13 protein-coding genes are annotated in these 18914 nt (G+C 71.2%); 8 read left to right on the top strand and 5 right to left on the bottom strand.

The annotated features are described in order from the left end of the window. The first annotated feature begins 26 nt into the window (after positions 1–26). From ACFYWX_RS12910 to ACFYWX_RS12895, 4 genes are all read left to right on the top strand, one after another. The gene (locus ACFYWX_RS12910) at positions 27–1196 is read left to right on the top strand and encodes an acetyl-CoA acetyltransferase (RefSeq protein WP_389424090.1); all 1170 of its coding nucleotides are present in this window, start codon (positions 27–29) and stop codon (positions 1194–1196) included. 117 nt (positions 1197–1313) lie between these two features. Then, positions 1314–2297: an expansin EXLX1 family cellulose-binding protein gene (locus ACFYWX_RS12905; protein WP_389424007.1), complete on the top strand. Its 984-nt coding sequence runs from the start codon at positions 1314–1316 to the stop codon at positions 2295–2297. 206 nt (positions 2298–2503) lie between these two features. Beyond that, complete coding sequence (locus ACFYWX_RS12900; RefSeq protein WP_389424006.1) at positions 2504–3169, top strand: pyridoxal 5'-phosphate synthase; 666 nt, start codon at positions 2504–2506, stop codon at positions 3167–3169. 122 nt (positions 3170–3291) lie between these two features. Next, complete coding sequence (locus tag ACFYWX_RS12895; RefSeq protein WP_389424005.1) at positions 3292–7977, top strand: Hsp70 family protein; 4686 nt, start codon at positions 3292–3294, stop codon at positions 7975–7977. 45 nt (positions 7978–8022) lie between these two features. Here the strand turns inward: ACFYWX_RS12895 and ACFYWX_RS12890 are convergent, their stop codons facing one another. Beyond that, positions 8023–10539, bottom strand: a complete 2517-nt coding sequence (locus ACFYWX_RS12890) for a hypothetical protein (protein WP_389424004.1) — start codon at positions 10537–10539, stop codon at positions 8023–8025. A gap of 39 nt (positions 10540–10578) precedes the next feature. Here ACFYWX_RS12890 and ACFYWX_RS12885 point away from each other — a divergent pair, with 39 nt between their 5' ends. Next, the gene (locus tag ACFYWX_RS12885; protein ID WP_389424003.1) at positions 10579–10719 is read left to right on the top strand and encodes a hypothetical protein; all 141 of its coding nucleotides are present in this window, start codon (positions 10579–10581) and stop codon (positions 10717–10719) included. Between the two features lie 17 nt (positions 10720–10736). Here ACFYWX_RS12885 and ACFYWX_RS12880 read toward each other — a convergent pair whose 3' ends face one another. From ACFYWX_RS12880 to ACFYWX_RS12865, 4 genes are read right to left on the bottom strand one after another with little or no spacing between them, the layout of a single operon-like run. Continuing rightward, positions 10737–11606, bottom strand: coding sequence for a GNAT family N-acetyltransferase (locus ACFYWX_RS12880; protein WP_389424002.1), 870 nt, complete (start codon positions 11604–11606; stop codon positions 10737–10739). After that, positions 11603–12205: a GNAT family N-acetyltransferase gene (locus ACFYWX_RS12875; protein WP_389424001.1), complete on the bottom strand. Its 603-nt coding sequence runs from the start codon at positions 12203–12205 to the stop codon at positions 11603–11605. The genes ACFYWX_RS12880 and ACFYWX_RS12875 overlap by 4 nt, the downstream gene beginning before the upstream one ends. A gap of 31 nt (positions 12206–12236) precedes the next feature. Next, positions 12237–12677 (bottom strand): Zn-ribbon domain-containing OB-fold protein, encoded by a 441-nt coding sequence (locus ACFYWX_RS12870; RefSeq protein WP_389424000.1) that lies wholly within the window; start codon positions 12675–12677, stop codon positions 12237–12239. Next, entirely contained in the window at positions 12677–13126 is a 450-nt protein-coding gene (locus ACFYWX_RS12865) for a DoxX family protein (protein ID WP_389423999.1), read from the bottom strand. The genes ACFYWX_RS12870 and ACFYWX_RS12865 overlap by 1 nt, the downstream gene beginning before the upstream one ends. Before the next feature lie 239 nt (positions 13127–13365). Between ACFYWX_RS12865 and ACFYWX_RS12860 the strand changes: the two genes are divergently transcribed. From ACFYWX_RS12860 to ACFYWX_RS12850, 3 genes are all read left to right on the top strand, one after another. Beyond that, positions 13366–14976 carry a subtype B tannase gene (locus ACFYWX_RS12860; RefSeq protein WP_389424089.1) on the top strand — a complete coding sequence of 537 codons (1611 nt, stop codon included), beginning with the start codon at positions 13366–13368 and terminating at the stop codon, positions 14974–14976. 317 nt (positions 14977–15293) lie between these two features. After that, a complete protein-coding gene (locus ACFYWX_RS12855; RefSeq protein ID WP_389423998.1) occupies positions 15294–16505 on the top strand; it encodes a flavin-containing monooxygenase in 1212 nt (403 codons plus the stop codon). Positions 16506–16661: 156 nt separating this feature from the next. Next, positions 16662–18887, top strand: a complete 2226-nt coding sequence (locus ACFYWX_RS12850) for an acetate--CoA ligase family protein (RefSeq protein ID WP_389423997.1) — start codon at positions 16662–16664, stop codon at positions 18885–18887. Positions 18888–18914: the final 27 nt, after the last annotated feature.

The following is an 18914-nucleotide window of genomic DNA, read 5'->3' as shown; positions in this document are numbered from 1 at the left end:
CGATCTGATATACCGTCAGATTCATGGTGACCCCAGGGAACCGCAAGGTGGCCGTGGTCGGCGTGGCCCTGTCGGACTGCGGCCGGGTGGACGACACGACGCCCTACGCCCTGCACGCCCAGGCCGCCCGCAGGGCCCTGGCGGACGCGGGCCTGGACCGTGCGCTGATCGACGGCTTCGCCTCGGCGGGCCTGGGCGTCCTCGCACCGGTCGAGGTCGCCGAGTACCTGGGGATGCGCCCCACCTGGGTCGACTCCACCTCGGTCGGCGGCGCCACCTGGGAGGTCATGGCGGCCCACGCGGCGGACGCGATCACCGCGGGCCACGCGAACGCGGTGCTGCTGGTCTACGGCTCCACGGCCCGCGCGGACATCCGGGCGGGCCGGCGCACGGGCGACCTCTCCTTCGGCGCGCGCGGCCCCCTCCAGTTCGAGGTCCCCTACGGCCACACCCTCATCGCCAAGTACGCGATGGCCGCCCGACGCCACATGATCGAGTACGGCACGACCATCGAGCAGCTCGCGGAAGTGGCCGTCCAGGCCCGGGCGAACGCGGCACTGAACCCCGGGGCGATGTACCGCGACCCGATCACCGTCGACGACGTCCTCTCCGGCCCGATGATCGCCGACCCCTTCACCAAGCTCCACTGCTGCCTGCGCTCCGACGGCGGGGCGGCGGTGCTGCTGGCGGCCGAGGAGTACATACGGGACTGCCGCAGCACGCCGGTATGGGTGCTCGGCACCGGGGAGCACGTCTCGCACTCGACCATGTCCGAGTGGCCCGACTTCACGGTGTCACCGGCGGCGGTGAGCGGGCGGCGGGCGTTCGAGCGGGCGGGCGTGGGGCCCGAGGAGATGGACTTCGCCGAGATCTACGACGCGTTCACGTACATGACCCTCGTGACCCTCGAAGACCTCGGGTTCTGTGCGAAGGGCGAGGGCGGGGCGTTCGTGGAGAAGGGGCGGCTGACCCTGTCGGGAGCCCTGCCGGTGAACACGGACGGGGGCGGCCTTTCGGCCCAGCACCCCGGGATGCGAGGGCTGTTCCTGCTGGTGGAGGCGGTACGGCAGCTGCGGGGAGAGGCGGAGACCCGGCAGGTGCGGCGCGCGGACGGCGGGTTGCCGCGCCTGGGGGTCGCCTCCGGCACCGGGGGATGGTTCTGCTCCTCGGGGACGGTGGTCCTGGGGCGGGACTGACTGCCCGGCAAGGGCCGGCGACGGCGCGGCAACCTTTTCGGTCTTCGGCGACCACTGACGCATCGGAAGTTTTGAAGTTCGAAAGACGTGCTCCGCCGAACCGCGTAAGGATCATCCGTGGCATCCTCCTCGCACCGCCGTTCCCGCCCCGACCGGCGCCCGGCCCGCATACCCGCGATCGCGGTGGTGGCCGTGGCGGCCGTCGCGCTCGTCGTGTCCCTGGTCGTGGCCTTCCGCCCCGACGGCGGATCCGGCGGCGGTCAGGACAAGGTCGCGCCGGTGGCCGGCGCCCCGGCGAGCGTGTCGCCCACGGCAACGGCCTCGTCGGCGTCACCGGAACCGAAGCCGTCCACGGCGTCCCCGACCGCGACGGCCAGTAAACCGGCCGCTGGAAAGACTCCTTCGGCCAGTCCCACCACCGCACCCGCGTCCACGCGGCCGTCGGCCGAGCCCACCCCCAGGACACCGGTCGCCGCCGCCGCACCGTCGGCCGGCCGGATCCGGCCCGGAGCCACTTACAAGGGACTCGCCACCTCCTACGACGTCGGCAACGGCGACGGCGCCTGCTCCTACGGGCCGACCACCGACGTCATGACCGCCGCGATGAACACCGCCGACTACGAGACGTCCAAGGCGTGCGGCGCGTACGTCCTCGTCCGCGCGGGCGGCAAGTCCGTCACCGTCCGCATCACGAACGAGTGCCCGGCGCCTTGTGAGGCGGGCCAACTCGACCTCAGTCAACAGGCGTTCGCCAAGCTGGCGCCCCTCTCTGCCGGCCGGATCCCGATCACGTGGAGCCTGCTGAGCCCGAGCACGTCCGACACGATCTCGATCCGCTACAAGACGGGGTCCACCCAGTACTGGTGCGGCATCCAGGCGATCGGCCACCGCAATCCGCTGGCCCGCCTGGAGGTCCGTACGAACGGTGGCTGGAGCGCGCTGCCCCGCACCGAGTACAACTACTTCCTCTCCGAGCAGGGCGCCGGGTGCGGCGACGCGATCAGGCTCACCGACGTCTACGGGGAGCGGCTGACCGTCGAGGGGCTCGCCGTGCGCCCGGACGCCGTACAGGCGACACGGGTCCAGTTCGCCCGGCGCTAGGGCCTGTCTGACGATTCCCGTCGTCGCCCGGAGGGCGGCCTCGCGGCGTCAGGTGCGTGCTCTCGGCGTGCCGGGCGTAGACCCTCGTACTGGACGTACTTGGGTCTGCGCCCGGTGCGGCGAGAGGGCGTGCATGGCGTCGCGAGGCAGACGGGAATTGTCAGACAGGCCCTAGGGATGCCCGGCGGACGCCGGATACTCGGAGCATGGCTACGGATCTTCATGAGCTGCTGAGGTCACTGCGGGTGTGGGACCCGGAGGTGACCGAGCTTCCGGTGTTCGACCCTGAGACGGCGCCCGGCGAACCCCTGCCCCTCTTCACGGCCTGGTTCGCTGAGGCGGTGGCGGCCGGTGAGCGCGAGCCGCACACGATGACACTGGCGACCGCGGACGAGGAGGGCCTGCCGGACGCCCGCATCGTCATGCTGCACGGCGCCGACACCGACGGCTGGTCCTTCGCGACCCACACCACCAGCCGCAAGGGCCGCCAGCTCGCCGCCCACCCGTACGCGGCCCTCACCTTCTACTGGCCCGTCCTGGGCCGCCAGGTCCGGGTGCGCGGGCCGGTCTCCGTCGCCCCGGCCGAGGAGGCGCAGGCCGACCTGCACGCACGCTCGACGGGCGCGCTGGCTGCCGCGCTGACCGGGCGGCAGAGTGAGGTGCTGGGCTCGGCGGAGGAGTTGGCGCGGGCGTCGGAGGCGGCCTGGGAGCATGCCCGACAGGACCCGGCGGCCGAGTCCCGGACGTGGACGCTGTACCGGCTGCGGCCGGAGGAGGTCGAGTTCTTCCAGGGGGACAGCGCCCGCCGACACCTGCGGCTCCGATACCGGCGGCCGACGGGGGCGTGGGCCAAGGAGCTGCTGTGGCCCTGAGGGTGTGAAGGCGGGCTTTGGCCGAAGTCCTGACAAGCCGGACGCCGACCACCGATACTTTCCGGTGACTTCATGAACCAGTGGTGCCTGCGGCATCGGTGTGGTGTGAATCGGGGGCGCACATGGGCGACGACAACCAGACGCGGAACGACGCCTCCGGCAGGATGCGGAATCTGGTGCAGGCAGGCCCGATCAACGGAAACGTGATCATCCATTCGCCCCCCGATCAGGGCGGCCGGCCGTCCGGTGCGGACAGTGGTGTCACCGCCGTACGCGGCGCGCCCCGCCGAGGTCTGGGCGACCTGCTCGGGGACTGGCTGGCCGGAGGCGGACAGCGGCGGGTGCGACTGGCCGCGGGGCGACTGGAGAAGCGGTTCTCCGGAACGGGCCCGGACGGGACGGCTCTCGACCGGGCCGCACGCTCCTACCGTGACGCCTTACGCGTTGCTCTTCGGGTGGACCCGGATGCGGCCGCGGGATTCTTCCGCTCCTACGACCGCCTCATCCCGGACAGGTGTTACCCGTTCACTCCGTATGACGAAGCATGGCTGGGTCATGTGTCGCTGCGGGACGACCGTCATGTTCTGACCATCGTGTTCGAGATCGCGACCCGTGTGCGGCTGGACGCGCTTCAGATCCAGTCCCGGGACCGTATGGCGGCCTTGCTCGCCGACGGCGGTGACGCCGATTCGCTGGCCTCCCAGTTGTTGCGCTGGCAGGACCTGCACGTGCTCGGTGCCGAAGTCGCGGCCGTGGTGCTGCGCGGATACGTGGCCCGGGCCCGGTTGGAGCACGACACCCAACTGTGGCGATCGTTCTTCGATCACCTGCCGAAGCAGTGTCTGCCGGAGCTGTTCGACGTCCGGTGCTTCCTCGGGCGGGGCGCGGAAGCGGTCCGGCTGGCCGACACGTCCGCGCGTGAGAAGCAGGCGCTGGAGTGCTGTCTGGCGTCGTCAGCGATCGCCGACGCCGAGGCGGGGCTGGAACTGGCCCGCCGTGCGGCGGAGTTCGACGCGGTCGTCCAGCAGGCGAAGCACCTCGGGGACCTGCACTTCGAGGCGATGCGGTACATCGACGCGCTGCCCGCGTACCAGGAGGCCAAGCAGCTGGGCCGGGTGAGTGCGTGTCATGAGCACCTCGGTCAGTTCTTGGAGGCCATCGCCACCTGCCAGGCGGACGAACCGGACCGGCTCGCTCGCCTGGCCGGGCTGTGCCGGCCCGGGATCGACCTCCTGGTGGAGCGGCGGGAGTTCGCCGACGCGGCCCGGCAGGTGCAGGAGCTGGTCGTCCACCTGCAGCGAGCCGTGCCGGTCACACCGGCCGTGGTGAGTCGCCGGGAGGACGTGGACGTCCTGCGGGACGACCTGCTCCGGTCGGCCCGGATGCACTTCACCAGGACCACGCGGGAGCTGGCGGAGGGCGCCGACCGGCGGACCGCATACGGTGCCTGGAGCCGGTTCGAGGAGTCGGCCGGGGAAATCGCCGAAGCGGCGAGACGCGCCGAAGTCGCCGATGAGCTCTACCGGGCCGTGCGCCTGTTCCGGCAGGCCGGACTGCTGGGGGAGGCCGCCCGCGTCCTCAAGGGCGACGAGACACCCGAGGGCCGACACGCTCTCGCGGAGGTGTACGAAGCCGGCGGCGACCTTCTGGGCGCGGCCTCGCTCTACCAGCAGACCGACCGGCCCGGGCAGGCTGTCGACCTGTTCCGTCAGGCGGAGGACTTCGCCGCCGCCACCCGCTGCCTGGTCGACTGGCTGGGCGACGAGGCGATCGAGGACCCCCGCCTGGCCGACTGCCTGCGTCGTACCCGGGAGTTCGACGAGCTGGTCGGGCGTTGCGCGACCGCGATCCGGCTCCGCGGACGAGGCACACGAGCCTTCAACGAGCTGCGCCGGCTCCGTGAGGAGGACCTGGTACCACCCCACCGGTCGTCCGAGGTGGACAGCGTGCTGGCTCAGGCCGGTGCCGTGGAGCGGCATCGGTTCGAGGAACGGGCCGAGGCGTGGGTGGGCCAGGCGCGTGCCGAGACCGACGTGCGCTTCGCCCGGGTCTGGGGCCTCGACCTGGGCACCACCACCAGCGCCGCCGCGGTCTTCGACACCAGGACGGGGAAGCCCGTGCTGTGCCCGTGGAAAGGAGAGCCGCAGTTCGCCTCGACGTTGAGCCTGGACAAGCAGAAGAACGAGCTGATCGGCCTGAGCGGTGAGGAGACACTGGGCGGTCGGCTCCTGGGGCACATCGACGACGCCAAGCGGTGGATGGGCCACCGGAAGGGCTTCAAAATTCCCGGCCACGGCTACCAGCCGGAGGATGTGGCGGCCCGGGTGATCCGCCATGCCCGCAGCCTCGTCGAGGACTTCCTCGCCGCGCAGGTACGCGACCGCGTCGCCGAGCTGGCGCGCGACGAGCTGGGCGAGGTCTGGGACGAATGGCTCTCCTGGGCCGAGCAGAACCACGACCTGAGACTGGATCGTGGAGAGGCGGTCGTCACCGTTCCCGCCTACTTCACCAACAACCAGCACCATGCCACCCGCTCCGCCTGCGAGATCGCCGGGGTCAAGGCGGCACAGCTGATCCACGAACCGACCGCCGCATGCGTCGCCGTCGCGCACGACCGGCGGTTGGCGGGCCGGATCGCCGTCGTCGACCTCGGCGGCGGCACCCTCGACATCAGCCTCGTCGAAGTCACCGGCATCCGCCACAAGGTGAGGGTCGTGGCCGGAAACACCGAGTTCGGCGGCAAGAACCTCGACGCGGCGGTCGCCAAAGCGCTGGAGGGCAAGCTGGAACAACAGGGTGTTCCGCTGCCGCTCGGCCAGGCGGAACGTCGGCGACTGCTGATCGCGGCGGAACACCTCAAAGTGGCTCTGTCGGCACAGGAGCACGCCGAGTACCTCCTGCCCGGCTTCGCCGGCGTGGATCACCTGCGTCTGGAACTGAGCCGGGACGAACTGGCCGGGATCCTCGCCGCGCCACTGGACACCCTGCGCGATGCGTGCGCCGAGTTCCGGGCGTCCCTGCCGTATCCCCCCGACAGCCTGATTCTCGTCGGCCGCCCCATGCTGTCGCCCTTGGTGCGTGATGTGGTCGAGAAGGCCTTCGCGCTGGACCGGACGGCGACAGCGGACCCGATCAACTCGGTGGCGCGCGGGGCCGCTCTGATCGGCGCGAACCGCTCCGGCGCTCTGAAAGAGCTGAGGCTGGAAGACGTCACCGCACTGCCGCTCGGCATCGCTGTCGCGGGCGAGCGCTTCTCGGAGATCATCGCGCCCAACACACCGATCCCGGTCGAGCGAACGGAGATCTACACCACGACGCACGACATGCAGCGCGAGGTGGCCATCGAGGCGTTCAACGGATCGCTCACCAAGGAAGCGAAGATCGGCCAGTTCCGGCTGACCGGTCTGCCACCGGCCGCCAAGGGTGTTCCCAAGATCGAAGTGACCTTCAAGATCGATCACAACTGCGTTCTCGAAGTGACCGGAAGGGACCGGGCGACCGGCGAGTCCCGCTCGATCCAGGCCTACGACACCACACTGCTCAGGCCGGAACAGATCAAAGATCTGACGCTGCGTTACAAGGTCCAGCGCGAGCGTGAGGAGCGGGACCGCTCGCTGAAGAACGTCCGGGAACGGATCCACACGCTGGTCGACGAAGCCATGCACGACGACAGTGAGGCGGCATGGCGGGAGTTCCGCCACCGGAAGGCCGCTCACCGTCCGTCGCAGGCCAGGCTCGACGCCGATACGCAGCAGGCGCTGGTCGAGATGTTCAGCCAGGCCGACCAGATGGAGGTCGACCTGGACCTGGCTCGACGGGCACTCGGCAACCTGGTCGCGGACGCGCGGAACCACCTGGACCGCCCCGCCGAGGACGAGGCACTCACCGAGGGGGAACGCCTCGTCGGCCGGCTGCGCGGGCAGTTGAACCAGATTCGGCATCTCATGGCCCGGGTGGCGCCCTGGAACGCCGCGCTCATCAAGATCGCGGCGGCCGATCCCGATCCCCTCGTGCGCTTCAGGAATGGCTATGCCTGCGGCGAGTACCGCCAAGCCCTCGAAGCACTCGCCGACCTTCCCTCGCCCCCGGACGATCCCGACGACATCCGCAGGATGCTGCGCTGTGCCGCCGAAGTCGGCGACCGCGACCGATACGGCGCCATGCTCACCGCGAACGCCGGTCGGCTGTCCGCCGATCCCGTCGATCCGTCCAGGCCCGACACCTTCATCGACCGTGTCCGACCAGCCCTCGTACGGGTGCGAACAGCCGGTGGAGCCTCGGGGACCGGTTTCCTGATCCGGGACGACCTCGTCGTCACCAACCGGCACTGGCTGACTCCCGAGGCCGACGGGCAGCTCCCGGTGAGCGAACTTCACATCGACACCGACGCGGGCACGCGAACGGTGGAACGTGTCCACCTGCCGGATTCACCCCGCAGCGACGTCGCCGTACTCCGGCTCACGCAGCCGGTACCGCGGACTCCGCTGCGCCTGGGATACCCGAGGCTGATGCGCATCGGTGACCGTGTCTGGGCTCCCGGGCCCGACATCGGCACGCCGACCACGACGGTCTCCGCCGTCGTCGACAGGTTCGAGTCGTTCCCCGAAGAGGACCTTCACGTGGTCAGGGCGGGGTTGCCGGTACCGCCGTCCGGAAGCGGTGGTCCCCTTTGCAACGACCTGGGCGAAGTGGTGGGCATCCTGGCGATCAACCAGGACGCCGCCGCCACCGCGGACGCCGCGTACGCCTTGACCGTCGACTCCCTCAACCCGCTCCTCGCGCAGGCCGGCTTCGAAAGGCATCCGTAGGGCCACCTCACCCTCAGGGCATCCTGGCCCCGCTGGAGGGTGAGGTCACTTCCAGTGGGGTGTGGGGGTGCCGTCGGGGTCCAGACCGTGCGGCCATCTGCGACGGGCCTCGTCCGTGCCCGCGTATCCGGCGTCAGCGGCCCGCCGGTAGGCGGCTTCGGCCCCCTCCACGTCCCCGCTCTTCTCCCGCATCCGCGCGAGCTCCACGTGCACGGCCATCTCCCCGCCGGTCACGGCCCTCTGGAACAGGGCTTCAGCCCCCTCGGTGTCTCCGTCCTCCCACCGCGACCTGGCCAACTCCAGGAGGGCGTGTGTGCTGCCGGCTTCGGCGGCTCGCCGGTACTGGGCTTCGGCTCCCTCACGGTCCCCGGCCACCGTCCGCATCACGGCCAGAAGGATCATGCTGGTCGTGTCGCCGGTTTCAGTGGCCCGCCGGTACATGGCTTCAGCGCCGTCGACGTCCCCGACGCGCAACCGCTCCTGTGCAAGCTCCACGAGAGCTTCGGCGTCCCCGGTGTCGAGCAGTTGCCGGTGCAGTGCTTCGGCGCCCGCCTCGTCCCCGGCCTGCGCCCGCCGCCTCGCCAGCAACGCGAGTCCGACCGGGTTTCCCGAGTCAGCGGCCCGCTGGTAAAGGACTTCGACGCCGTCGCGGTTGGCCACCCGTCCGTTTGCCTGCGCCAGCTTCGCCCGGGCCTCTGCCAACTGGAGCAGGAACAACGGGTCAGCCGAGTCGGCGGCCCGGCGGTACAGCGCTTCGGCCCCCTCGGCGTCCCCGGCTGCACCACGCAGTTCCGCCAGGGTCAGCAGAGAGGTCACATGACCGGCGTCGACGGCCCGCCAGTACAGGGCTTCGGCCGCCTCCGTGTCGCCGGCCTCGGTCCGCATGCCTGCCAGTTGGACAAGGGCGAATGCGTCACCGCCCTCGGCGGCCCTTCGGTAGAGCGCTTCCGCTCCCTCACGATCCCCCTGCTTGTCCCGCTCCCTAGCCCTGAACACCAGGGCACCCCTGTCACCGGCATCGACGCCGCGCTGATACAGGGCTTCGGCCGCCTCCGTGTCGCCGGCCTCCATCCGCATGCCCGCCAGCTCCATGAAGGCGTGTGTGTCACCGCGCTCGGTAGCTCGGTGGAAGAGGTGATGGGCCCATTGCACACGCATCCGCCTGCGGGCTGCCTTGGCGAGTGCGACGAGGTCGTCGGCCTGGGGCAGGTGAGTATGAGCAGCGGCCCAGAAGGAGGCCGGCGGGCACAGGTGTCGGCGTGCGGTACGGCCGTGCTGTTCGAGGTAGTCGGCGAGTCGGAACACGGGCCCCGCCACCGAAAGCGGGGCACTCACGGCGCTGCCGGGAGGCCGGTGCCTGCGGCGGGGCGCGGTGCGGCGCAGGGGTGCCTGTTTGCCGTGGACGGGGCGGGCGAGGTCCGCGAACGCCGCTTCCGCCCAGTCGTCGCTGAGTTCGTCGTAGGCGTGGTCGTCGAGGTAGTCGGGCACGGCGTCGATCAGGAAGCTCTGCGGAAGGTGGAGGCCCACGCCGAGGCGCCGTGCGTCCATCGCGGCCTCGATGAGCGCCCTGACGGCCGGTGCGCCGGTCTCGTAGCGCCGTAGGAGCTCGGGAGCGCCGGCGAGATCCTGTGTCACCCGCCCGTCGGCGCGGGCGCGGGTCAGGGCGTCGGCCAGCAGTGGGTCGCCGCCGTCCGCGAGGGCCGAGGCCGCTGCCAGTGCCTCCTGGTCGAAGGACTCCGCGACGGTGACGGTCCGCCCGGCGAGGAGTTCCCGTGCCCGGCTGTGCGGGTCGGGCTCGTGCGGCCGGGGCAGGTCGGTGTACTGCTCGGCGTATTCCGGCCAGAGCGTTCCCAGGACCAGGACCGGCCCGCGCGCGGGATCGGTCACCAGGCCGTGCACGGCGGCCGCGATCTGCTCACCCAGCCGGGGATCGCCCAGGTAGTGCTGGGCTTCGTTGAGCCACACGACGGTACGGGGCACCACACATTGCAGGTCCGCCAGGGCGGCGTCGGCCCGCGTCGGGTCGAAGGGATGCCACAGCCGCCACCCGTCCACGGCCAGCGGCTGTACGGCTTCCCAGCAGGCCCGCGTCTTGCCCGTGGACGACGAGCCGACGAGGACCACCATGCGGCTGCGCCCCTCGCCGGCGTGCCGTACCGCCTCGGCGAGGACGCGGTCGTGGGCCCGGGGCACGTAGCCGGACAGCTCGGCGACCAGGGCGGGACCGGCGGGATGCACCTCCAGATCGTGGGGGTTCCACCGGCCGATCGGCCTGCCCGGGCCCGGCTCCGGCGCCTCCGTGGACCTGGCTTCACCGGTGGCGGTCCGGCGCAGGTCCAGCATCTCCTCGACGGGCAGGCGCAGCGCTCGGGCCAGTGCCGCGACCGTCTGCGCGGACGGGACACGGCCGTCCGCCTGGAAGGCCTCCTGGACGGTCGTCCGGCTGAGGTCCACCGCGTCGGCGAGGGTCTTCTTGGTCAGACGGGCACGGGCAAGACCGTGAGTCAACCGCTCGCGCAGTTCGGTGAGCGCCGCGGCGGACGCGACCTGCTCCTCGGCCATCTTCTTCTACCTCGCGTCCCCTGCCCGGTGTGTTCACCGATGTTCATCTTCGTCCGGTCGTACCACGGCGAACACGGATTCCGCGAACTTCGGGAACGTCAACGCCCCGCCGTCCCCTGGGAGTCCGCCGTGTCCCGTCTCGTCGTCGTTCTGCTCGCCGCCGCGCCGGTGGTGTCGTGAGCCGCCCGCGCCGCGCTCTACGCCCCCTCGAAGTCGTACACCGCGAAGTCCCGCACCGGGCGGTAACCGATGCGCTGGTAGAGGCCGTTGCTGGTGGGGTTGGCGAGGTCGGTGAAGAGCAGTACCTCTTCGGCGCCGTCCGCCAGGGCGGCCCGGCTGGTCTCGGCGGTCACGGCGCCCGCGTAGCCCTGACCACGCAGGTGGGCGGGGGTGTAGACGGGGCCCACGCGAACCTGGCCGGCTACTTTGGGAAGTACGCCCGCCATGGAGACGGGGGTGCCGTCCGGGGTCTCCCAGAGGGTGAGACCGTCGTGGGCGAGGCGGGCGTCGACCCAGCCGCCCGCGTCCTTCACGATCGCTTGCCCGGTGGCGTCGCCGAACTCCCCGTACCAGCGCGCCAGCTGCTCCCGGTACGCCTCCGTGGCGATCCTCGCCCGCCCGGCCGGCAGGGGCCGCGGCGCCGTGAGGGTGCCGAGCCGGTACAGGCGCTGTCGCTGGCGGAGGATCGCGGTGGCGCCCGTGTGGCGCTGCCAGGCCGCGGCGAACGCGGCGGCGCTGTCGCGGTCCCCGTTGACGCCGGGCACGGGCTGTCCGAGTCCGGCGAGCCACTGGGCGAGGGCGTCGGCCTCCTCGGCGGTGAGGGGTGTGATGGTCAGCCGGTGCGGTGGCGTACGGAAGAAGGCCGCGCGTACCGGGCCGTTCCCCTCCTGCAGCACGCCGAACACGGGCGGCTCGTCCCCGTAGGCGTCGAGGCCCCTCCTGCGCAGGGTCTCGGTGACCGTCAGGGGGACGGTGTGCAGGGCCGGGCGTGAGTGCAGGAAGTCGGTGGCGCGGGCCAGGAAGGCGTCGAGGTCCGGGACGAGGTGCCATTCAGGTGCGTCGGTCACGGCAGCTCCACCTTCGGATCCGTCGCCAGGCGGCCGTGGAGGTGTATGTCGCGGAAGGCGTCCTGGCGGCCGGCCTCGTACATGGCGCCTCGGAGCGTGCCCTCGTACGGGAAGCCGCAGCGTTCGGCGATGTGGCAGGAGGCGTCGTGGCCCAGGGCGTGGCCGAGTTCCAGGCGGTACAGGCCGAGGTCGGTGAGGGCCCAGTGGGCGGCGAGGGTGAGGGCGCGGGTGGCGGCGCCCCGGCCGCGGGCCTCGGGGAGGATCCAGTAGCCGACGCGGGCGACGCGGAACGCGGGGTCGATCATGTTGACGCCGACGTGCCCCAGCGTCGTACCGCTCGCCGCGTCCGTGACGCGGAACGAAGCGCTGGTGCCGTCCGCCGCCTGTTCCGCCTTGCCCCGCAGCGACAGACGGGCGCTGTCGAGGTCCGTGATCGGTGTCATGGGGGTGTTCCAGCGCCGGAACTCCGGGTCGGACTGTCCGCGCAGCCAGATCTCGGCCTGGCTCTCGGAGTCCGCGTCCCAGTGACACAACCGGAGTCCGTGACCGTGGAGTTCGGGGAAGGGGCCGATGAGGGACTGCTCGCTCGTGTGTGCCATCGGATCATTCAAGCCCGAGCGGCAGGCGGGTTCAGCTCAATTCCGGGAAGTCCCGAGAGGCCACCCGTCTGAACACCGGCACACCCTCCCGGAACACCACCTCCAGCTCCATCCCCGCCCGCAGCTCCCCCGCCCCGCACTCCACGACCTCCGTCATCATCCGCGGCCCCTCCGCGAGGCCGACCACGGCGGCGACGTATGGGGTGCGCTGCCCGAAGGGGGGCAGGTCGTTGCGGTGGACGACGGACCAGGTGTAGAGGGTGGCGCGGCCGGTCGCGGGCTGCCAGGTCACGTCCTCGCTCCAGCAGTGCGGGCAGAACTCGCGGGGGTAGTGGTGGGCCCGCCCGCACGCCGCGCAATGCCTCAGCAGCAGCCGTCCCTCGGCGGCCGCGTCCCAGTAGGTGCGCGTGAAGGCGTCGGGTTCGGGGAGGTCGTGGCGGGCCCCCGATCCGGAGGTGGTGCCACCGGTCATCAGAACCACCCCAGCGCGCTGTCCAGCGACCAGGTCTGCCATGACATCCCGAACAGTCCGACCGCCGAGATCAGCCCCATCATCGCGTTCTGTCCCTGCTCGGCCCAGTCGTGGACCATGAGCGTGAAGTAGAGCGCGTTGAGCAGGAGGCCGCCGGCCAGGGCGACCGGGGTGAGGAAGCCCAGCACCAGGCCCGCGCCGAGCGCGAGTTCCGCGTACACGACGACGTACGCCATCGTCCGCGGCCGGGGTGCGACCACGGCCTGGAAGCCGGAGCGCACCACGTCCCAGCGGTGCTTCGCCGCCACGTCGGCCGCCCAGGCGATGCCGGTCCCGCGCTCGAACCAGCCCTTCTTGTCCTTGTGCCGCCAGCTCTCCAGCCACCACAGCCCGAGCCCGATCCGCAACACGGCCAGCCACTCCGCCCCGTTGAGCCAGATCGTGTCCATGAATCTGACGGTACGTCAGATCGGTCGGGTCGGGAAGCCCATGGGTTCCCAATGAGAGGGGCCCATGGGTTTCCCATGAGAGAAGCCTGTGCGCCTGCCATGAAGCTGTGCATCGCCCGTGAATGCCCCTAGATTGTTGGCAATTTTGTCCGCAACCCGGCTACGTTCGCTGACGCAAGCCGACGAACCGAGGGAGTCGCATCGTGAAGCACAGGGCCGTGAAGCGCAGGACCGTCGTCATGGGGATCGGCGCGACCGCCGGTGTCGCCGCCGTCGGGGGCATCGCCTTCAGTGCGCAGGCGTCGACCGACTCGCAGTCCACGTCGCCCTCGTCGTCCTCGTCGTCCTCGGACTCGCTGGTCTTCGACCCCGACGGCTACACGAAGCTCACGACGACCGTCACGGACACCGACGGCACCGACCACTTGGTGACCTACCACTTCTGGAAGGCGATCACCTACGTCGCCAAGCCGGTGGACGAGAAGTACCAGAGCCTGAACGTCAGCGTTCCCGTCGAGATCGACGGCAAGGCGATCGACGCGACCGACGCGCCGATCCTGTTCGCCAACACGGTGGGCGGTTACATGCCGTCGTCCGTCACGGACGCCACCGGCGTGGGCGCCTCCGGAGCGCCCACCGGGCCGGGCGGGCCGGGCGGGGGCGGTGCCGCCAGCCCGTCACCCGGCGCCTCGGCTCCCGGCGCCGACGGCAACACCAACGCCAACGGCGGTGCCCTGAACACCAACCAGTACCTGGCCCTGGCCGCCGGGTACGTCGTCGTCGAGCCCGGCGCCCGCGGCCGTACCCTCAAGAACTCCGACGGCGAGTACTACGGCACCGCCCCGGCCGTGATCGTCGACCTCAAGGCGGCGGTGCGCTACGTGCGGTTCAACAAGGGGCGGATACCGGGGAACGTCGACCGGATCATCTCCGCGGGCACCAGCGCCGGTGGTGCGGTCTCCGCACTGCTCGGCGCCTCCGGCGACAGCCCGCTCTACGACCGGTACCTCGAGGAGATCGGCGCGGCCGACGCCTCCGACGCCATCTTCGCCACCGGCGCCTGGTGCCCGATCACCGACCTGGAGCACGCCGACGGCGCCTACGAGTGGAACTGGGGCACCAACGCGCTGAACACCGGCAAGGTCGTCGACCAGACGGTGTCGAAGGAGCTGCAGGCGCAGTTCGCCGAGTACCAGGCGTCCCTGAAGCTCAAGGGTTTCGGCGGGTTCGGCGCACTCACCGCCCGCAACTACGACGCGTACCTGGTGAAGCAGTACCTGGAGCCGTCGGCCACCACGTACCTCGCCGCCCTGTCGGACGCCGACCGCGCGACCTACCTCGCCGCCAACACGTTCATCACCTGGAAGAACGGCCGGGCCACGTTCTCCTGGGCCGGCTTCCTCACCCACGTCGGCGCCCGCAAGAAGACCACGCCGGCCTTCGACGCCTTCGACCTGTCCACGGGCGAGAACAACGAGTTCGGCAAGGGCACCACCGCCAACCGCCACTTCACGGCCTACAGCCTGAAGAACGACACCACCGGCGTCACGGGCAAGCGGCTCGACAGCGACATCCCCGAGCTGCTGCGGCTGATGAACCCGATGTACTTCCTGGCCGAGAAGGCCAACCCCCAGCGCACGAGGCACTGGTGGATCCGTCTCGGCACCAAGGACTCCGACACGTCCCACACGGTCTCCGCGAACATCGCCGCCGCCGCGCACGGTCTCGGCGACGACGTCAGCCACCTCTACTACTGGGACCAGGGCCACGGCGCGAACACCGACCCGGGTGACTTCATCAAGTGGATCGCCAAGGTGTCGGGTCACAGGACCAAGGCGAAGGCCGAGTAGCCCCCGCCGCCCCCGCCGCCCCCCGAACGTGGCGGCGCCGTCTTCCCGTCATAAAGCGGTGGCCGCCACCCACCCGCGACGCCGGGCCCTGCGCACCAGGGCCCGGCGTCGCGGTGCGCCCAAAGCTGCCCGTTGCCGCCCGGTGTCGCCTGGTGTCACCCGCTGTCGCCCGGCGTCGCCCGCGCTCCCGAAACCCCCACGACCCGACCCTCTACGTCACCGGTCCCACCCATTCCTCCTACAGCCGTGATCAATCCGCAATCAATTCCGGTCTTGACCGAGACCCATCAACACCGCACGTGATTACGCTCGCGCTCATGGCCGACTCCACCCCGCCCGCTCCCCCCGCCGTCGATGAAAGCGCGCACCGCGCCGACCATCCCGTCTACGTCATCGGCGGCGGCCCCGGCGGCCTCGCGGCGGCGTACGCGCTGCGCGCCCAGGGGATACGCGCCGTCGTCCTGGAGAAGTCCGACCGTGTCGGGGCGTCCTGGCGGCGCCACTACGACCGGCTGCACCTGCACACCACCCGGCGGCTGTCCGCCCTGCCCGGGCTGCCGATGCCGCGCAAGTTCGGGCGGTGGGTGTCCCGGGACAACGTGGTGCGGTACCTGGAGAAGTACGCCGAGTACCACGAGCTGGAGATCGTCACCGGTGTCGAGGTCTCGCGCGTCGAGCGCTCCCCCGACGGCACCGGCTGGCTGCTGCACGCCACCGGCGGCCGTGAACTGACCGGCGCCGCGGTCGTGATCGCCACCGGCTACAACCACACCCCGCGCATCCCGGACTGGCCGGACCGCGACGCGTACTCCGGCGAGCTGCTGCACGCCCGCGACTACCGCAACGCCCAGCCCTACGCCGGCCGGGACGTCCTCGTCGTCGGCATCGGCAACACCGGCGCCGAGATCGCCGTCGACCTGGTGGAGGGCGGCGCCTCCCGGGTCCGCCTCGCCGTGCGTACCGCCCCGCACCTCCTGCGCCGCTCGACGGCCGGCTGGGCCTCCCAGTACACGGGCGTCCTGGTACGGCGCCTGCCGGTCGCCCTCGTCGACCGGCTCGCCAAGCCCCTGGGCAAGCTGAGCGTGCCGGATCTGTCGGCCCACGGCCTGCCCCGCCCCGACACCGGCCTCTACAGCCGGGTCAACGAAGGCGCGATCCCCGTCCAGGACGTCGGCCTCATCGACGCGGTGCGCAAGGGGAAGGTCGAGATCGTGGCCGCCGTCGACGGCTTCGACGACGGCAAGGTGGTCCTCGCCGACGGCACCCGCGTCTCCCCCGACGCGGTCATCGCGGCCACCGGTTACGTCCGCGCCCTCGAAGACCTCGTCGGCCACCTCGACGTCCTGGGCCCCGGCGGCAGACCGGTCGTCCACGGCGCCCACACCCCGCCGAACGCGCCCGGCCTGTACTTCACCGGCTTCACCAACCCGATCAGCGGCATGTTCCGCGAACTCGCCCTCGACGCGCAGAAGATCGCGAAGGCGGTGGCGAGGAACGGCGCGGAAAAGGTGTCCAGAATCCCGGGCTGACCCGACGTCCGGTGTCGGGGATCCTGGACCGAGCACCGGGTCGAACTCCGGACTCATCCACCCGTTCTTTGCGTGCACGCTTATTCCTGACGGTCCGTCAGTTCAGTAACCTGACAGGGCGTCAGTTATTGCCGTCATCACAGAGCGGGCGGACCGATGCTTGGATCAACCCACGGCACCCTCACCACCGACTCCCGCCGGGCCCGGGTCATCGCGTGCGGTGAGCCACCCGCGCCCGCCGTCCACGGCCGCCCGGCCGACGTGGACGACCTCGACGTCAGCGGCCGTCCGCTGTACGCCGAAGTCCCCGATCTGGACCGCTTCTTCCGTCCCGAGTCCGTCGCCGTGATCGGCGCGTCGGACGCCGAGGGGCGGCCGAACACCGGTATCACAAGGCAACTGCTCTCCTGGGCCGAGCGGGTAGGGGCGCGTCTGCATCCCGTGCATCCGACCCGTGAGGCCGTCTTCGGCATCCCCTGTTCTCTTTCCGTCGCCGACCTGCCCGAGCAGGTCGACCTCGCCGTACTGCTGGTCGCCGACCCTCTTTCGGTGATCGAGCAACTGGACGAGGGCAAGGTGAGGTTCGCGGTCGCCTTCGCCTCCGGGTTCGCGGAGACGGGTGCGGAGGGCGCGGCCGCGCAGGACCGGCTGGCCGCCGCCGTCCAGCGGTCGGGGCTGCGGCTGCTCGGACCGAACACCAACCTCAACGCCTTCGAACGGTTCCGGGACGACCTGGACGGCCCCGCCATCGCCCTCATCACCCAGTCAGGGCACCAGGGCCGCCCCGTCTTCGCCCTCCAGGAACTCGGCGTCCGCCTCTCCCACTGGGCTCCGACCGGCAACGAGGCCGACCTGGAGACCGCCGACTTCATCTCCTACTTCGCCGAGCGGCCCGAGGTGGGCGCCATCGCGGCCTACGTCGAGGGGCTCAAGGACGGCCGCTCCTTCCTCCTCGCCGCCGACCGTGCCGCCCGGCGCGGTGTGCCGGTCGTCGCGGTCAAGGTGGGCCGAACCGAGACCGGCTCCCGCACCGCCGCCTCCCACACCGGCAAGCTGACCGGCGCGGACGCAGTGGTGGACGCGGCGATGCGGCAGTACGGAGTGATCCGCGTCGACGGCCTCGACGAACTCCAGGACACCGCCGCCCTGTTGGCCCGGGCCCGGCCGCCGCGCGCGGACGGGGTCGTCGTCTACTCGATCTCGGGCGGCACGGGCGCGCACGTCGCCGACCTCGCGACCGGGGCGGGCCTGCGGCTGCCGGTGCTGTCCGAGGCCAGACAGGCCGAGCTGCACCAGTGGATACCCGACTACCTGAACGTGGCCAACCCCGTCGACAACGGCGGGCATCCGGTCGGCGACTGGCGCGGGCGGAAGATCATCGACGCGATCCTCGCCGATCCGGAGGTGGGGGTGCTGATCTGCCCCGTCACCGGCCCGTTCCCGCCGCTCAGCGACCGGCTCGTGCAGGACCTGGTGGACGCGGCCGAGCACACGGACAAGCTGGTGTGCGTGGTGTGGGGGTCACCGGTCGGCACGGAGCCGGCGTACCGCGAAGTACTGCTGGGCTCCTCACGGGTGGCCACCTTCCGGACCGTCGCCAACTGCCTCACCGCCGTGCGCGCCCACCTCGACCACCACCGCTTCGTGCGCGACTACCGCTCCCCCTTCGACGAGGCCCCGCGCACCGCGTCCCCCTCCTTCCGCAAGGCACGGATGCTGATGCGGCCGGGCCAGCAGCTCAGCGAGCACGCGGCGAAACAGCTGCTGCGGGCGTACGGCATCCGGGTCCCGCGCGAGCAGCTGGTGACCAGCGCCGCGGCGGCCGTACGGGCGGCGGGTCTGGTCGGCTACCCGGTGGTGATGAAGGCGTCCGGGGCGCAGATCGCCCACAAGACCGAGCTGGGCCTGGTGAAGGTCGGCCTGACCTCGGCGAGCCAGGTCCGGGACGCCTACCGCGAGCTGACCGACATCGCCCGCTACGAGGGCGTCGCGCTGGACGGCGTCCTGGTGTGCCAGATGGTCGAGCGGGGCGTGGAGATGGTAGTCGGCGTCACCCACGACGACCTGTTCGGCCCGACCGTGACCGTCGGCCTCGGCGGAGTCCTCGTCGAGGTGCTGCGCGACACGGCCGTACGCGTGCCGCCCTTCGGTGAGGAACAGGCCCGCGACATGGTCACCGAACTACGCGGCCGGGCCCTCCTGGACGGGGTCCGGGGCCGGCCGCCGGCCGACCTGGACGCGCTGGTGGAGGTCGTCCTGCGGGTGCAGAGGATGGCGTTGGAGCTGGGTGACGAGCTCGCCGAGCTCGACATCAACCCGCTGATGGTGCTGCCCCGGGGACACGGGGCGGTGGCGTTGGACGCGTTGGCGGTGTGCAGGTGAGGGATGCGTCGATGAGGGGGGTGCGCG

The organism is Streptomyces sp. NPDC002888, from assembly GCF_042888465.1.
Taxonomy (GTDB): Bacteria; Actinomycetota; Actinomycetes; order Streptomycetales; family Streptomycetaceae; genus Streptomyces.
This window is presented reverse-complemented; position numbering and strand designations above follow the sequence as displayed.

What these genes read in the sequence shown, in the direction of transcription:
- ACFYWX_RS12865 (WP_389423999.1), bottom strand. Translation starts at nt 13,126, where the DNA reads ATGGACACGATCTGGCTCAACGGGGCGGAGTGGCTGGCCGTGTTGCGG.
- ACFYWX_RS12885 (WP_389424003.1), top strand. Translation starts at nt 10,579, where the DNA reads ATGTTCATCTTCGTCCGGTCGTACCACGGCGAACACGGATTCCGCGAA.
- ACFYWX_RS12890 (WP_389424004.1), bottom strand. Translation starts at nt 10,539, where the DNA reads ATGGCCGAGGAGCAGGTCGCGTCCGCCGCGGCGCTCACCGAACTGCGC.
- ACFYWX_RS12870 (WP_389424000.1), bottom strand. Translation starts at nt 12,677, where the DNA reads ATGACCGGTGGCACCACCTCCGGATCGGGGGCCCGCCACGACCTCCCC.
- ACFYWX_RS12900 (WP_389424006.1), top strand. Translation starts at nt 2,504, where the DNA reads ATGGCTACGGATCTTCATGAGCTGCTGAGGTCACTGCGGGTGTGGGAC.
- ACFYWX_RS12855 (WP_389423998.1), top strand. Translation starts at nt 15,294, where the DNA reads ATGGCCGACTCCACCCCGCCCGCTCCCCCCGCCGTCGATGAAAGCGCG.
- ACFYWX_RS12895 (WP_389424005.1), top strand. Translation starts at nt 3,292, where the DNA reads ATGGGCGACGACAACCAGACGCGGAACGACGCCTCCGGCAGGATGCGG.
- ACFYWX_RS12875 (WP_389424001.1), bottom strand. Translation starts at nt 12,205, where the DNA reads ATGGCACACACGAGCGAGCAGTCCCTCATCGGCCCCTTCCCCGAACTC.
- ACFYWX_RS12850 (WP_389423997.1), top strand. Translation starts at nt 16,662, where the DNA reads ATGCTTGGATCAACCCACGGCACCCTCACCACCGACTCCCGCCGGGCC.
- ACFYWX_RS12860 (WP_389424089.1), top strand. Translation starts at nt 13,366, where the DNA reads ATGGGGATCGGCGCGACCGCCGGTGTCGCCGCCGTCGGGGGCATCGCC.